This is a genomic window from Nocardia sp. NPDC057668 (genome assembly GCF_042799795.1).
In the GTDB taxonomy this organism is placed as follows: Bacteria; Actinomycetota; Actinomycetes; order Mycobacteriales; family Mycobacteriaceae; genus Nocardia.
In genome coordinates this window covers 1567736-1582528 of the sequence record NZ_JBHVIC010000001.1, presented here as the reverse complement: position 1 = coordinate 1582528, position 14793 = coordinate 1567736, and the positions used below count along the sequence as shown (strand labels likewise).

Below are 14793 nucleotides of genomic sequence, written 5' to 3'. Positions count from 1 at the left end.
GTCCAGCGACCGGCTACCGCAGTTCGCCGCCCTCGGGTCCGCCGCTCTCGCCGAACCCGCCCTGCTCGGCCAGGAAGCGCTCGAACTCCGCGCCCAGCTCGTCGGGGGTGGGCAGCTCGGCGTCCGGGGCCAGCAGGCTCGACTGCCGCTCCTGCGCGGTGACGAAACTGTCGTACTGGCGCTCGAGCGCGTGCACCACGGTCTCCACCTCGGAGTTGCCCGCGATGTGCTCGTTGACCTGCTCGCGCACGCGCGCGGCCGACTCGCTCAGCGCCGCCAGCGGCAGTTCGAGCCCGGCGTTCTCGGCCACGTTCTCCAGCAGGGTCTGCGCGGCCTCGGGGTAGGCGGTCTGGGTCAGGTAGTGCGGCACGTGCACCGAGAAGCCCACCGACTCCTGACCGTGCTGGGCCATGCGGTACTCGAGCAGCGAGGACGCGCTGCCGGGCACCTGCAGCTCACCCGGCCAGCGCTGATGGTCGCCGATGAGGTCGCTGTTGCTGGCGTGCGCGGTCACCCCGAGCGGGCGGGTGTGCGGAATCGCCATGGGGATCGCGCTCAGGCCGATGGTGCGGCGCACCCCGAGCTGCTCGGACAGCATGCGCACGGCGGTGACGAACTTCTCCCAGCGCAGATCCGGTTCCAGCCCGGACAACAGCAGGAACGGGGTCCCGGCGGTGTCCTTGAGCGCCCAGAGATTGAGCTCGGGCTCGGTGTAATCGGAGAAGTGATCGGTCTTGAACATCATCAGGGGCCGGCGCGAGCGATAGTCCAGCAATTCGTCCATGTCGAACGAGGCGACGAGTTCGCTCTCCAGGCTCTCCCGCAGATGGGTGGTGGCCAGGCGCACCGCGTGACCGGCGTCGGTGAAGCCCTCCAGTCCGTGCACCAGCACGGGGCCGGAGCCGTCGGCGGATGACAGCTGCGGAGCGGGGAACTCCAGCTCGTACATTCGCGACTCGTAGTCCATCGCGTACTCCTTCCTGCGTGGCCCACCTTCGCGACCAAGTCCCATTGTCTCTCATACGCGGTCCCACATGCGCCACGGGCCGTCCACTGCCCGCACCTCGGCTGCAACACGCCGGACCGGGACACGCATTCCCGGCGGGGGTGCACGCGGCGTGGCAATCGGTGTGAACAGCCGAATTTCGGCATAGTGGACGGAGTGACCGTGACTGCATCAGTACGCGCCGGGGGAGTCGCGGTCCTGGGGTTGCTCGTCGTGGCCTGCGGAACCACCGTCTCCGGCCAGCCTATCGCCGCCAAGGGCCCCGCGACGGCGGTACGGGCCGATAGCGACCTCACTCGGTTGCTGCCCGAGGCCTCGAAGTTCCCCGGCCGGTACGAGGTCGTGGAGCTACCGCCCGGCGCAGCCGACCAAGCGGCCCATGATCTGGATGGAATTCTGCCGGGAGCGAACGTCGAACCGGGCGCGTGCGTGCCGCCCGTTCCCGCGGCGGGACCCGCGGTCGCCGTCGGCACCGACGACGCCACCCGTGCGACCCTGACCGTGGAACTCATCCGCATCGATCAGCCGCTGTCGAAACTGCGAGATCAATTGCAGCGCTGCGGCACCGTGACGGTCGGGTACGCCGGGACCACCGCCACCGTCACCACCGAACTGGACCCACCGCCGCCCCTGGACGCGGATGACACGCTCGCCCTGCGCCGTACCGTGCGCTCCGAGAACGGGAGTTCGGGACTGACGCGCAGCATGCAGACGCTGCTCGGGCAGGTGGGTCAGGTGCGGATCAACGTCACCCATATGTCCTACGGGGAGGCCGAACCCGATGCCGAGGCGCTGGATTCGCTGTTCACCGCCGCGGTGAGCAAGGTCCGCAAGGGCTGAGTCGTCGCGGACCCGGGTCGATCCCCCGGAAGAGCCGGCCCCTGCCAGACCCGGCTCCCGGTGGGCGAATCAGCAGCCGGAGCCGGAAGCGCCCGAACCCGAACCGACGGAGCCCGTGGTCGAACCGGTGTCGCCGGGACCGCTCAGGGCCGAACCACTGCCGTTGGAACCGGTTCCGCCCGAACCGGAATTGCCCGAACCGCTGGGCAGCAGGCCGCACAGCGTAGCGCCGCCGTTGCCCACCGAGTAGGTGATGCTGGACAGGGAGCCACTGTGGCGCGCGCTGATGGTGTGCATGCCGGTGGTGGCCGGATGCCATTCGATGGAGGCGACGCCGTTCCAGTTGGGCAGCGCCTTGCCGACGAAGACGCCGTTGACCGACACCTCCACCTCCGAAAGCTTGCCGAAGCCGTCGGTCTCGACCTGGATGGTGCAGCCGGCGCTCACGCCACACTGCTGGCCGGGGGTGAGCCCGACGACGGTGACGCCGTTGATGCCCGCCGCGGCCGGACCGGCCAGTGCGGTGAGGGTTGCCGCCGCGGTGACACCGAGCATGCCGAGTGCCTTGGAGCGTGTTCTGCTCATTGCGTACTTCCTTCCGGCACCTTCGGTGGTGCCGGGCGGACTGTAACAGCGGGACAACTGGTCATTAGGTGAAATCAAAAGTGCTGCAATATCATTCGGTATGTCTATGACTGTGCAGCGGCTTTTGGGGGCTTTTGCCGGGGCGGTTTCGGGGCTAGTCCGCGCCTAGCCGTTCGGGTACGCCGCAGCCAGCTCCGCACCCAATCGTCCCAGCTCAGCGCGTACAGACTCGGGTTCGAGCACCTCCAGTGCCGTGCCCCAGCCGGCGAGTTGCTGGGCGATCATCAGGGCTGTCGGGGCGGAGATTCGCACCCGGATCCGGCCGTCCGGAGCCGGGCCCTCGACGACGCAGTGCCGACCCTGCCGATCCTGCAGGACCGGCAGCAGCCGGGCGGGCACGAGGACGGTCGCGGCCAATGTGGAACGATTGCTTTCCATTTGCTCGACCACCTCCGACCAGGCGGCGGAGAGGTCGAAATCGGCGGGGCGGTCCGAGTTTTCGGCGGTGATCCGGACCCCCGTCATGCGGTCCACGCGGAAGGTGCGCCGTCCGCGTTCCGTGCCCGCGATCAGGTACCAGATGCCGTCCTTGTCGACCAGGCCCCACGGGTCGGCGGTCCGCTCGGTGCTGACGCCGGTGCGCTCGTAGGTGAACGCGACCCGGCGGCGGCGCACCACGGCCGCCTGGAGCAACTCGACCTCTTCGGGGGTCCGGTCGTCGAGTTCGCCCCAACCGGCCGCGTCAACGATGATCGCGCCCGCCGCGGCTTCGGCCTCGGAGCGGAAGGACTGCGGCAGGGCGCGCATCAGCTTGCGCAGGGCGGTCCTGCTCGCCGGGGTAGCCGTGGTCATCGGCCCGAGCAGCAGGAAGAGCGACTGGGCCTCGGCGGCGGTCAGGCCCGTCAGATCGGTGCGTGCGCCGCCCACCAGGGCCCAGCCGCCCCCGCGTCCCGGCTGCGGATACACCGGGATGCCCGCGGTGGACAGCGCCTCGAGGTCGCGGCGCGCCGTCGCGACCGACACCTCGAGCTCGGTCGCGACCTCGGCGGCCGTCACCCGGCCGCGGGTCTGCATGAACAACAGGGTGGCCACCAGACGATCCGCTCGCATGAATTCCATACTGCCCGTAAAAGTGCTCATTCGGTGCGCACTTTGGCGGAGATGCTTGGTTCATCGACATCGACACCGCTAGAAGGAGCACCGACATGCTGCGTGGAATGGCCACCGTGAACTACTTCGCCGACGACCTCGAGGCCGCCAAGGACTGGTACGCCGAACTGCTCGGCGTCGCACCGTATTTCACGGTGCCCGGCGGTTACTACGAGTTCCGGATCGGCGACTACCAGGCCGAACTCGGCATCATCAACCGCAAGTACGCGCCCACCCGCCCCGATCAGCCGGGCGGTCAGATCCTGAACTGGCACGTCGACGACATCGCCGCGGCCTTCGAACGGCTGCTCGAGCTCGGCGCGACGGAGTACGACCCGATCACCGAGCGCGGGGCGGGCACCGGCTTCGTCACCGCGTCGGTGGTCGACCCGTTCGGCAACGTGCTCGGCATCATGTCCAATCCGCACTACCTGGACATTCTCGCCGGGATCAAGGGCGCGGCGGCGGACGGCGCGTAAGGGATGCCGCCGATTCCGGTGCCGCGCACCGGAATCGGCACGCTACGCGATTGCCCGGGGGGAAGGGCGAGAACTGCCCGGTCAGAGCCTCTTCCATTCGGACGCACATGAAAAACGTTGCGTAGTAATGCTGTTCATGCATCAATGAGCCCGCTCCGGAGCAGGTCGGGATGATCTTCCTGCCGGTCCGAATCGTGAGCTTCGAAGTCGGCCGTCGCGCTGCCGGATCGACCGCCTCCGGACGATCCGTCCGCCGGGATCCGGCCGTCCGATCGGGGTCGTTCCCGCGTGGATTCGCGGACGGTAACAGCGGGTACCGACAACTTCCGCGTCCCCGATCTTGTCCCGCGCCGAGTGACCCACACTCGCCACGATTTCCACAGGCCCCGGAAAACCGCAGGTGAGTGCCGAAGGCTCGAGAGCCCGCCCCCGCATCCTCGATCGCATGACACAACCCGCCGAATCCACCCCACCCCGTCCCGCCGCCGCCCGGCCGAGTCCGCGCCAACCGGGCGGACCCGGGCCTGCCGCCCCCGGCCTCGCGGCCCAGTCCCGGGGAGCCCCGGTTACCCCGGGAACGCCTGTCCTCCACTCGGACCCGGTACTCGGCGAACTGCCCGACGGTACGGATAGATCCGGCAGTGGCACGGACGGATCCGGTAGGGGCACCGACAGATCCGGCATCGGACGCGCGGACGAGGCCGGCCCCGGATCCGGCCCCGGTGATGCCGCCGCCGGTGTCGCGGAGTCCGGTGTGCCGGGCACCGGCGACAGTGTCGTCGAATACGGGCCCTCGGACATCGGATCGGCGGAGTTCGAGGCCGCGAACGCGGAGCGGGTCATCGACGCGGTCAGCGCCGGGGCGGTGGCGCTCGGATCGCTGCCGCACCTGCGGGATCCGGGGGATTTCATCGCGGCGGTGCCCGCCATTCTGGGGTTCATGCCCGAGCGGTCGCTGGTGGTGACCGTGCTGCGGGCCACGCCGGAGCAGCCGAGCATCGCCACGGTCGACGTGGTGGCGCGCATCGATCTGGACGATCCGGGGCGGGCGGCCACCGCAGAGATAGTCGAACGGGTGGCCGGAATCTGTGTGCGCAACACCGCGAGTGCGGTGCTGGCGCTCATCATCGACGATCGCGCCACCCCGCCCGGAGACCGGCAGCGCGGAGTTCGGGCACGGCGGCATCGAGATCTGGTGGGAGCGCTCGAACATCGGCTCGACGCGGCGGCGCTACCGCTCGCGGGCGCGTGGGCCGTCAACACCATCGGCGTGGATATGCCCTGGTGGAGTGTGTGCGAGCCGGTGCGGCGGGGCAGGCAACCCGATCCGGCGGCCTCGCTGGTCACGCTGCGGCAGGTGCTGGAGGGCCGGCCACTGCGCGCGTCGCGGGCCGAACTCGCCGAGTCGGTCGCGGTGGACCGGGTCCTGCGCGACCGGGTGCGTGCCGCGCTGCCCGCCGCCACCGCGGCCGCCTCGCAACGGCTCGCCCGGGCGGTGCGCCGCGGCGAACCGGACGCCCATACGCGCGAGGAACTCCGGAAAGTGCTGCGGCAACTGGTGAACATCGAGGCCGGCGCGTGCTTGGACGGCGGCGAACTCGCGGAGCTGGCGGGTGCGCTGCGGGCGACGGCGGTGCGCGACATCCTGTTCGGGCTCATGCCCGGCAGGCACGCCGACGCCGCCGAAGCGCTGTGGCTGCGCCTGACCCGCGCACTCCCGGACCCGGACCGAGCGGAGGCGGCGATGCTGCTGGGGTACGCGGCCTACGTCCGGGGTGACGGCCCGCTCGCCGGTGTCGCATTGGAAACCGCCCTGGCCTCGGACCCCGGCCACCGCCTGGCCGCGCTATTGGACATCGGCCTGCAGACCGGGATGCACCCGCACCGCCTGAACAAGCTGGCGGCGGCCGGCCGGGAAGCCGCCGCGGATCTCGGCATCGCGCTCGATTCGGAGCAGCCGTGAGGACCCGCGGCGACCTTCGATCAGCGTGCGCTGTGCGCGCGGTCGCCCAGCGCGCGCAGGAAATCCCACGCGTCGGACACGATGCCGTCGAGATCGGTGTGCTCGGGTCGCCAGCCGAGTTCGGCGATCGCCTTCTCGCTGGAGGCGATGAGCACCGCCGGATCGCCCGCCCGCCGGGGCGCGTCGATCGCCGCGATCGGCAGGCCGGTGACCCGCTCGCACGCCGAAATCACCTCGCGCACCGAGAAACCGGTACCGCTGCCGAGATTGAAGATGCGGTGCTTGCCCGGCTGCGACTGTGCCAGCGCCAGCAGATGCGCCTGCGCCAGATCGCGAATGTGGATGTAGTCGCGCACCGCGGTGCCGTCCCCGGTCGGGTAGTCGTCGCCGAAAACCGAGATCGACGCCCGATGGCCCAGCGCCGTTTGCAGCACCAGGGGGATGAGATGGGTTTCCACCGCGCGGTTCTCGCCGAGCCCGGCGTAGGCGCCGGCCACGTTGAAGTACCGCAGGCTGGTCGCGGCCAGGCCGTGCGCGGCAGCGTACGAGGTGATGGCGTAGTCGATCGAAAGCTTCGAGGCCCCATACGGATTGGTCGGCGCCTTGGACGCCTCCTCGACGATCGGCACCTGGTCGGGCTCGCCGTACACCGCCGCCGTGGACGAGAACACCAGCCGCGGCGTGCCCGCGGCGCGCATGGCCTCGAGCAGGGCGAAGGTCTTGACCACATTGCCGTGCCAGTACTTCTCCGGCTGCACCACGGACTCACCGACCAGCGACTGCGCCGCGAAATGCAGCACACCGTCGAAGGATTCGGACCCGATCAGTTCCACGCCGGCGGTGGCGATGTCGCCCTCGACGAACTTGGCCCCGGCCGGGACGCCATCGGCATTGCCGGTGGACAGATCATCGACGACCACGACCTCGTGGCCGTCCTCGAGCAGTACCTGCGCGCACACGCCACCGACGTAGCCCGCGCCTCCGGTCACCAGAAGCTTCAAGGGTCAGACCAACTTCACCTGGACGGCGTGCGCCATCTCTTCGGACAGTTCGTAGCCGTCGTGGCCGGGAACCAGAATGACCACCGAACCCGGACGGGTCTCCACGGTCACGCGCGCGTCCGGCACCACGCCGGCCTCACGCAGCTGGCCGATGATCTCGGGATCGGTCTGAATGTGCTCGGACAGACGGCGAACCACGACCGCGGCGGTCTGACCGGACGGCAGATCCGAGAGCCGGACCAGCTTCTCCGGCGCGTCCGAGGCCGGCGCCACACCCAGCTCGTCCAGCCCCGGGATGGGGTTGCCGTACGGCGAGGTGGTGGGGTGATTGAGCACCTCGATCAGGCGGCGCTCGACTTCATCGCTCATGACGTGTTCCCAGCGGCACGCCTCGGCGTGGACGTTCTCCCAGTCCAGGCCGATGATGTCGACGAGCAACCGCTCCGCGAGCCGGTGCTTGCGCATGACCGAAACGGCCATCGCCCGGCCCTTGTCGGTCAGCTCGAGATGACGATCACCGGCGACGGTCAGCAGCCCGTCCCGCTCCATCCGCGCTACCGTCTGGCTCACCGTGGGACCGCTCTGCTCGAGGCGCTCGGCGATACGCGCGCGCAAGGGCGTGACGCCCTCCTCCTCGAGGTCGTAGATGGTACGGAGATACATCTCCGTGGTGTCGACCAGATCCTTCACCTGTATAACCCCTTCGTCGGCACGAATTCTACCCATGCACGGCGGCTCAACCGGGCGCCAGCTTATTTCGCGAATGCCGGGAGAACATCGAGGACGGCCTGCGTGTTCCCTACGGGTTTCCCGCGTCACAGCCGCGCGGCTCCGGTATGAGGGACGCTTTGCCCGAGCAGCGGTGTCTCACAGCCTACGAATCCCCCCGACGCACTAGCGTGGCAGGTATGCCTGGCCCCGCGCGTGGAGACGGAACCGTTGTCTGGACAGATCGGTTCCTGGATTACACCTGGACGCCCGAGCATCCGATGCGACCGGTCCGGCTGCAGTTCACCATGGCGCTGGCGGAGAATCTGGGCCTGCTCGACGGGGTGGAGACGCTCGACCCCGCGGCCGTCGGGGACGCCGAACTGCTGCGGGTGCACACCCACGACTACGTGGAAGCGGTCAAGCACGCACAGCAGCCGCCCGGTGCGCCGCCCGCCGCGCCGCCGTACGGTCTGGGCTCGGCCGACAACCCGGTCTTCCCGCGCATGCACGAGGCGGCCTCGGTGATCGTCGGCGGCACCCTGGCCGCGGCGCGGGAGATCGCGGCCGGGCGGACCAGGCGTGCGGTGAGCATCGGCGGTGGCATGCATCACGCCATGCCGGCGGCCGCCGCCGGGTTCTGCGTGTACAACGATGTGGCCGTGGCGATTTCGTGGCTGCTGGACAACGGCTTCGACCGCATCGCCTACCTCGACGTCGACGTGCACCACGGGGACGGCGTGCAGCGCATGTTCTACGGCGACCCGCGCGTGCTGACGCTGTCCATCCATCAGCATCCGGCCACGCTGTGGCCCAACACCGGCTGGCCGGAGGAGACCGGGATCGGCAAGGCCGAGGGCACCGCCATCAATCTGCCCATCATGCCCGGCACCCGGGACCAGCTGTGGCTGCGCGGGTTCCACGCCGTCGCCCCCGGCGCCCTGGCCGCGTTCCGGCCGCAGATCGTGATCAGCCAGTGCGGGGTCGACACCCATCGCGAGGACCCGCTCGCGGATCTGGAACTGAGCGTGGACGGGCAGCGCGCGGCGTTCATCGCCATGCGCGAGCTGGCCGACACCTACGCCGAGGGCCGCTGGCTCGCGGTCGGGGGCGGCGGCTACGGGCTGATCCGGGTCGTGCCGCGGGCCTGGACGCATCTGCTCGCCACCGCGCTGGACCGGACCATCGACCCCGGCACCGTTATTCCCGGGCAATGGCGGGAACTGGTAGGGGCCTATGCACCCACCGTCGCCGCGCCCGAAACCATGGGCGACGGCGCCGACACCGACTACGAACGCTGGGAGGGTCCCGGCGGCGGCCGGGAAACCGGCGACGAACGCGCCGACCGGGCCCGCCGCGCCCTGGACGTATCCGTATTGGCCACCCGCCGAGCGACTTTCGGGCTACTCGGCCTGGATCCGGAGGATCCCCGTGACTGACGCCGCCGACCCCGCCCTGCCGGGCGGCCCCGCGCCCGCACCGCCGCCGGTGCCGGATTCGCCCGGGACGCCGGTGAATCCGCCGCCGCCCCCGCAGCACTGGTTCGCCGACGTCCTGGCCTCGGACGGCGGGGTTGTCCGGCTGGGACCCATCACCCCCGAGGATGCCCCGGCGCTCGAGCGTTTCCACTCCCGGCTCTCGGACCGCACGCGGTACCTGCGCTACTTCGGGCCCTACCCGCGCATGACGCCCAAGGACCTGTGGCGCACCACCCACGTCGACTATCACGATCGCGTCGGCCTGGTCATCGAACTCGGCGAGGACATCATCGGGGTCGGGCGCTACGAGTACCTGGCCGAGCGCACCGGACCGCGCGCCGCCGAGGTGGCCTTCGTGGTCGCCGACGAACATCAGGGCCGCGGCCTGGGCTCCATCCTGCTCGAGCATCTCGCCGGCGCGGCGGCCGAGCACGACATCGAGTCCTTCGTCGCCGAGGTGCTGGCCGAGAACAACGGCATGGTGCAGGTGTTCCGCGACGCCGGATACCAGGTGCAGCGCAGCCGCGACGGTTCGGTGCTGCACCTGGAGTTCGACATCGACCCCTCCGAAGCGCTGCAGTCCGTGCGAGATTCGCGCGAGCGCGCCTCGGAGGCGCGCAGCGTCGGCAACCTGCTCGCGCCCAAGTCGGTGGCCGTCATCGGCGCGACGCCCTCGACCTCGCGGGTGGGCGGCGCGGTGCTGGCCAATCTCCTCTCGGGGGCCTATCAGGGCCCGGTCTTCCCGGTGAGCCGCACCCGGCGGGCGGTGCGCGGCGTGCGCGCCTATCCGACCGTGCGCGAGGTGCCGGACGAGGTGGATCTGGCGGTGATCGCGGTGCCCGCCGCCGAAATCGGTTCCGTCCTGGACGATTGCATGGCCAAGGGCGTCAAGGGCCTGGTCGTGCTGACGGCCGGATTCTCCGAGACCGGCCCATCCGGCCACACCGCCGAACGCGAATTGCTGGAGGCCGTGCGCGCGCACGGCATGCGCGTGGTCGGGCCGAGCGCGCTCGGCATCGCGAACACCGATCCCGAGGTCGCGCTCAACGCCACCCTCGCCCCGGTGCTGCCCGGGCGCGGCCGCATCGGATTCTTCTGCCAGTCCGGGCCATTGGGCGCGGCCATCCTGGGTGAGGCGGCGGCGCGGCAGCTGGGTCTGTCCACCTTCGTCTCGGCCGGCAATCGCGCCGACGTGTCCGGCAACGACCTGCTGCAGTACTGGGACAGCGATCCGGGCACCGATGTGGTGCTGCTGTACCTGGAGACCTTCGGCAACCCGCGCAAGTTCTCCCGGATCGCGCGCCGGGTGGCGCGCACCAAACCCATTGTGGCGGTGAGCAGCGGCCGCAACGTGGTGCGGATCGAGGGGGAGCACGACCTCGACCGATCGCTGGTGCGCAATCTCTTCGCCCAGGCGGGCATCATCCAGGTCGACTCCATCACCGAATTGTTCGACTGCGCCATGCTGCTGGCCTATCAGCCGCTGCCCGCCGGCCCGCGGCTCGCGGTGATCGGCAACAGCGCCGCGCTGAACTGGCTGGCGGTCGACGCGGCCCGCAACGAGGGACTGGTCGCCGGGGATCCCACGCACCTGGGCCCGCAGGCCGGGCCTGGGGACTACCTGACCGCCGTCGCCGCGGCCGTGACCGACACCGCGGTGGACGCGGTCATCGTCATCTACTCGCCGCCGGTGCCGACCGCGGTGGCGGCCTTCGCCGAGGCCATTCGCGCGGGCGCGCACACCGGCCCGGACACCCCGGTGCTGACCACCTTCGTCGCCGATCAGGGCATGCCGAACCTGCTGGCCACCCGCGGCGAGGGCGGCATGCTCGAACGCGGATCGATTCCCTCCTACGGTGATCCCGAACGCGCGGCCCGGGCGCTGGCGCGGGTGCGGCGCTACGCGGACTGGCGCACCCGGCCCGCCTCGCCCATCGCCCGCCCCGGCGGCGTGGACACCGCCCGGGCGCGCGAACTCGTCGCCCGCTGGCACGCCGAAGCCGCGCACTGGCTTTCGGACCTGGAAGCGGCGGAACTGCTGGGCTGCTACGGAATTCGGGTCGTGGAATTCCGGGAGGCGCGCGACGCCGACGACGCCGTGGCCGCCGCCGAGGAACTCGGCTTTCCGGTGGCCGCCAAGGCGACCGGGGAGATCTGGCGCAACCGGCCCGATCTGACCGGGGTCCGCCTGGATCTGTGGCGGCCGGACGAGGTGCGCCGCGCGCACACCGAACTGGCCGAGATCTCCGGCAATCCCGTGCACATCCAGCGGATGGCCACCAAGGGCCTGGGCTGCGGGTTCCGGGTGCAGGACGATCCGTCTTTCGGCTCGGTCATCAGCTTCGGGCTCTCGGGCACCATCATCGATCTGCTCGGCGACCGGGTGTACCGGGCGCTGCCGCTGACCGAGGCCGAATCGGCCGAACTCATCGACGCGCCCCGTGCCGCGCCGCTGCTCTCGGGCACGGTGCGCGGCCGCGACATCGGCAAACCCGTGGATCGGGCGGCCCTGGCGGAGCTGGCACAGCGCATCTCGGCACTCTGCGACGATCTGCCCGAGGTGCGCGAGTTGCAGTGCGAGCCCATCATGGCCTCACCGGACGGTGCGGCCGTGCTGTACGCGCGGGTCCGGATCGGGCCCGAACCCAATCGGTTCGACATCGGCCCGCGCCGCATGGTCTGAGATAAGGCAACACGGGACGGCAACGCGGCCGGGGCACAGTCACATTCGAACAATCGTCGGCTTGGAGAGGTGATCGTAGTGCGGGAGAACCAGATCGAGACAGCTACAGCGACCGCGCCACTGCGCGACGACATTCGGTACCTGGGCGGCATCCTCGGGGACACCATCCGCGACCACGAGGGCGCGGAGGTGTTCGATCTCATCGAGCGGGTGCGCGTCGAGGCGTTCAAGGTGCGGCGTTCGGAGGTCGATCGCAGCGCGGTCGCCGACATGCTGCGCGACGCCGACATCGGTACCGCCATTCCGGTGATCCGCGCGTTCAGTCACTTTCTGCTGCTGGCCAATCTGGCCGAGGATCTGCAGCGGGACCGGCGGCGCGCGGTGCACGTGGCCGCGGGGGAGCCGCCGCAGGATTCCAGCCTGGCCGCGACCTATCGCAAACTCGACGCCGCCGGGCCCGACGGCGATCTGGTGGCCGACCTGCTGACCGACGCCCTGGTGTCGCCGGTCATCACCGCGCATCCCACCGAGACCCGGCGGCGCACGATCTTCGACGTGCAGTCGCGGATCACCGAGCTGATGCGCCGGCGGCAGCGTTACGACGAGCACGAGCCGGAGTTCGCCGAGATCGAGGTCGATCTGCGACGGCAGGTGTTGCAGCTGTGGCGGGCGGCGCTGATCCGGCTGGCGCGCTTGCGCATTCAGGACGAGATCGAGGTCGGCCTGCGCTACTACGATCTCACGCTGTTCGACGTCATCCCGCGCATCAACGACCAGGTGCGCGCGGCGCTGCGGGCCCGCTGGCCCGAGCACGAACTCCTGTCGCGGCCCATTCTGCGGCCCGGCTCCTGGATCGGCGGGGACCGGGACGGCAATCCCTACGTGACCGCCGAGGTGGTGCACCGAGCCACCCACCGCGCGGGTTCGGTTGCCTTCGACCGGTATTCGAAGTCGCTGGTGGAGCTGGAGAAGACGCTGTCGCAGTCGGCGCGGCTGGTGCCGGTGACCCCGGAGCTGGCGGCGCTGGCCGACGCCGGATTCGATGATTCGCCGCAGCGCGCCGACGAACCCTATCGGCGGGCGATTCGCGCCATCCGGGCCCGGCTCAGCGCCTCCGCGCGCCGGGCACTGGGCGACATCCCGGTCGAGGGCATCGATGTCGCGGCCGAACCCTATTCCGGGCCGGAGGAATTGCTGGCCGACCTGAACACCGTGGACGCGTCCATGCGCGCCTCCGGGGACGGGCTGCTCGCCGATGATCAGCTCGCCGCGCTGCGCGGTGCGGTGGAGACCTTCGGTTTCCATCTGCAGGGGCTGGATCTGCGCCAGAACTCGGAGATGCACGAGGCCGTGGTCGCCGAGCTCTTCGCCTGGGCCGGAGTGCATTCGGACTACGCGAGCCTGAGCGAACCCGAGCGGGTCGAATTGCTGGCCGCCGAACTGAGCACCCGCCGGCCGCTGGTCGGCCCGAACGCGCACCTGAGCGAACTCGCCGCCAAGGAACTCGGGGTGGTGCGCGCGGCCCGCGCCGCGATCGCCGACCTGGGCCCGGATACGGTGCCCAACTACATCATCAGCATGTGCACCTCGGTGAGCGACATGCTCGAGGCCGCGCTGCTGCTCAAGGAGGCGGGCATCCTCGATCCAGGCGACGCGGCGACCCCGCCGGCCAGTCCCGTCGGGGTGGTGCCGCTGTTCGAGACCATCGACGATCTGCGGCACGGCGCGGAAATCCTGTCCGCCGCAATGGAAGTGCCCGCGTACCAGCGACTGGTGGCGGCGCGCGGGCGGCAGCAGGAGGTGATGCTCGGCTACTCCGACTCCAACAAGGACGGCGGTTACCTGGCGGCCAACTGGGCGCTGTACCGCGCCGAACTCGATCTGGTCGAGGCGGCCCGCAAGACCGGAATTCGCCTGCGCCTGTTCCACGGTCGCGGCGGCACCGTGGGCCGTGGCGGCGGCCGCAGCTACGACGCCATCCTGGCCCAGCCCGCCGGCGCCGTGCGCGGCTCGCTGCGCCTCACCGAACAGGGCGAGGTCATCTCCACCAAGTACGCCGATTCCGGTGCGGCATACCGCAATCTGGAGGCCCTCGTGGCGGGCACCCTGGAATCGACCCTGCTCGATGTGGAGGGACTGGGCGGGGACGCCGAACCCGCCTACGAACTGCTCGACGAACTGGCCGAGCTGGCGCGCCGGGCGTACGCCCGCCTGGTGCACGAGACCCCCGGATTCGTCGAGTACTTCCGAGCCTCCACCCCCATCGCCGAGGTCGCCGACCTGAACCTGGGCAGCCGCCCCGCCTCCCGCAAGCCCACCAATTCGGTGTCGGACCTGCGCGCCATCCCCTGGGTCATGGCGTGGAGCCAGTCGCGGGTGATGCTCCCCGGCTGGTACGGCACGGGCACGGCCCTCGAGGAGTGGATCGCCGGTGACCCCGGCCGCCTGGCCACCCTCGCCGACCTGCACCGCCGCTGGCCGTTCTTCCGCACGGTCATGTCCAACCTGGCACAGGTCATGGCCAAGGCCGACATGGACATCGCCGCCGCCTATTCCGAACTGGTCCCCGACGAGACCCTGCGCGCCACGGTCTTCGGCATGATCCGCGACGAGTTCGCCCGCACCGCCCGGATGCACGCCGCGATCACCGGCGCCGACGACCTCCTGACCGACAACCCCGCCCTGGCCGAGTCGATCCACAACCGCTTCCCCTACCTGGAACCCCTGAACCAGCTCCAGATCGACCTGCTGCGCCGCCGCCGTGCCGGCGACTCCTCCGAACTGGTGGAACGCGGCATCCTGCTGACCATGAACGGCCTGGCCACCGCCCTGCGCAACTCCGGCTAACGCCGTGGCCCCGGTAATTCGGGGCCACGGATTTGGTGAAAGCACTATGTTTCA

At 70.3% G+C, this 14793-nt stretch carries 11 protein-coding genes; 6 read left to right on the top strand and 5 right to left on the bottom strand.

Annotated features, from left to right (window positions below; all coding sequences use genetic code 11):
* Window positions 1–13 precede the first annotated feature (13 nt).
* Entirely contained in the window at window positions 14–967 is a 954-nt protein-coding gene (locus tag ACFVBH_RS07270) for a PAC2 family protein (RefSeq protein ID WP_354987028.1), read from the bottom strand.
* Window positions 968–1168: 201 nt separating this feature from the next.
* Between ACFVBH_RS07270 and ACFVBH_RS07265 the strand changes: the two genes are divergently transcribed.
* Complete coding sequence (locus tag ACFVBH_RS07265) at window positions 1169–1846, top strand: sensor domain-containing protein (protein WP_379000578.1); 678 nt, start codon at window positions 1169–1171, stop codon at window positions 1844–1846.
* 69 nt (window positions 1847–1915) lie between these two features.
* Here the strand turns inward: ACFVBH_RS07265 and ACFVBH_RS07260 are convergent, their stop codons facing one another.
* Complete coding sequence (locus tag ACFVBH_RS07260; RefSeq protein WP_354987030.1) at window positions 1916–2431, bottom strand: hypothetical protein; 516 nt, start codon at window positions 2429–2431, stop codon at window positions 1916–1918.
* Window positions 2432–2596: 165 nt separating this feature from the next.
* The gene (locus tag ACFVBH_RS07255) at window positions 2597–3541 is read right to left on the bottom strand and encodes a helix-turn-helix transcriptional regulator (RefSeq protein ID WP_379000576.1); all 945 of its coding nucleotides are present in this window, start codon (window positions 3539–3541) and stop codon (window positions 2597–2599) included.
* 95 nt (window positions 3542–3636) lie between these two features.
* Between ACFVBH_RS07255 and ACFVBH_RS07250 the strand changes: the two genes are divergently transcribed.
* Together ACFVBH_RS07250 and ACFVBH_RS07245 are read left to right on the top strand one after the other, a co-directional pair.
* Window positions 3637–4059, top strand: a complete 423-nt coding sequence (locus ACFVBH_RS07250) for a VOC family protein (protein ID WP_354987032.1) — start codon at window positions 3637–3639, stop codon at window positions 4057–4059.
* 754 nt (window positions 4060–4813) lie between these two features.
* The gene (locus ACFVBH_RS07245) at window positions 4814–6022 is read left to right on the top strand and encodes a DUF4192 domain-containing protein (protein ID WP_379000574.1); all 1209 of its coding nucleotides are present in this window, start codon (window positions 4814–4816) and stop codon (window positions 6020–6022) included.
* A 20-nt stretch (window positions 6023–6042) separates the two neighbouring features.
* On the opposite strand, the gene galE is transcribed toward ACFVBH_RS07245, so the two are convergent.
* Both galE and ACFVBH_RS07235 read right to left on the bottom strand, forming a co-directional pair.
* The gene (galE, locus tag ACFVBH_RS07240; protein WP_379000572.1) at window positions 6043–7023 is read right to left on the bottom strand and encodes a UDP-glucose 4-epimerase GalE; all 981 of its coding nucleotides are present in this window, start codon (window positions 7021–7023) and stop codon (window positions 6043–6045) included.
* Window positions 7024–7026: 3 nt separating this feature from the next.
* Window positions 7027–7713, bottom strand: a complete 687-nt coding sequence (locus ACFVBH_RS07235; RefSeq protein WP_379000570.1) for an iron dependent repressor, metal binding and dimerization domain protein — start codon at window positions 7711–7713, stop codon at window positions 7027–7029.
* Between the two features lie 218 nt (window positions 7714–7931).
* Between ACFVBH_RS07235 and ACFVBH_RS07230 the strand changes: the two genes are divergently transcribed.
* From ACFVBH_RS07230 to ppc, 3 genes are all read left to right on the top strand, one after another.
* Window positions 7932–9170: an acetoin utilization protein AcuC gene (locus tag ACFVBH_RS07230; RefSeq protein ID WP_354987036.1), complete on the top strand. Its 1239-nt coding sequence runs from the start codon at window positions 7932–7934 to the stop codon at window positions 9168–9170.
* The gene (locus ACFVBH_RS07225) at window positions 9163–11892 is read left to right on the top strand and encodes a GNAT family N-acetyltransferase (protein WP_379000568.1); all 2730 of its coding nucleotides are present in this window, start codon (window positions 9163–9165) and stop codon (window positions 11890–11892) included. The genes ACFVBH_RS07230 and ACFVBH_RS07225 overlap by 8 nt, the downstream gene beginning before the upstream one ends.
* Before the next feature lie 78 nt (window positions 11893–11970).
* Window positions 11971–14739, top strand: a complete 2769-nt coding sequence (gene ppc / locus ACFVBH_RS07220; RefSeq protein ID WP_379000566.1) for a phosphoenolpyruvate carboxylase — start codon at window positions 11971–11973, stop codon at window positions 14737–14739.
* Window positions 14740–14793 lie beyond the last annotated feature (54 nt).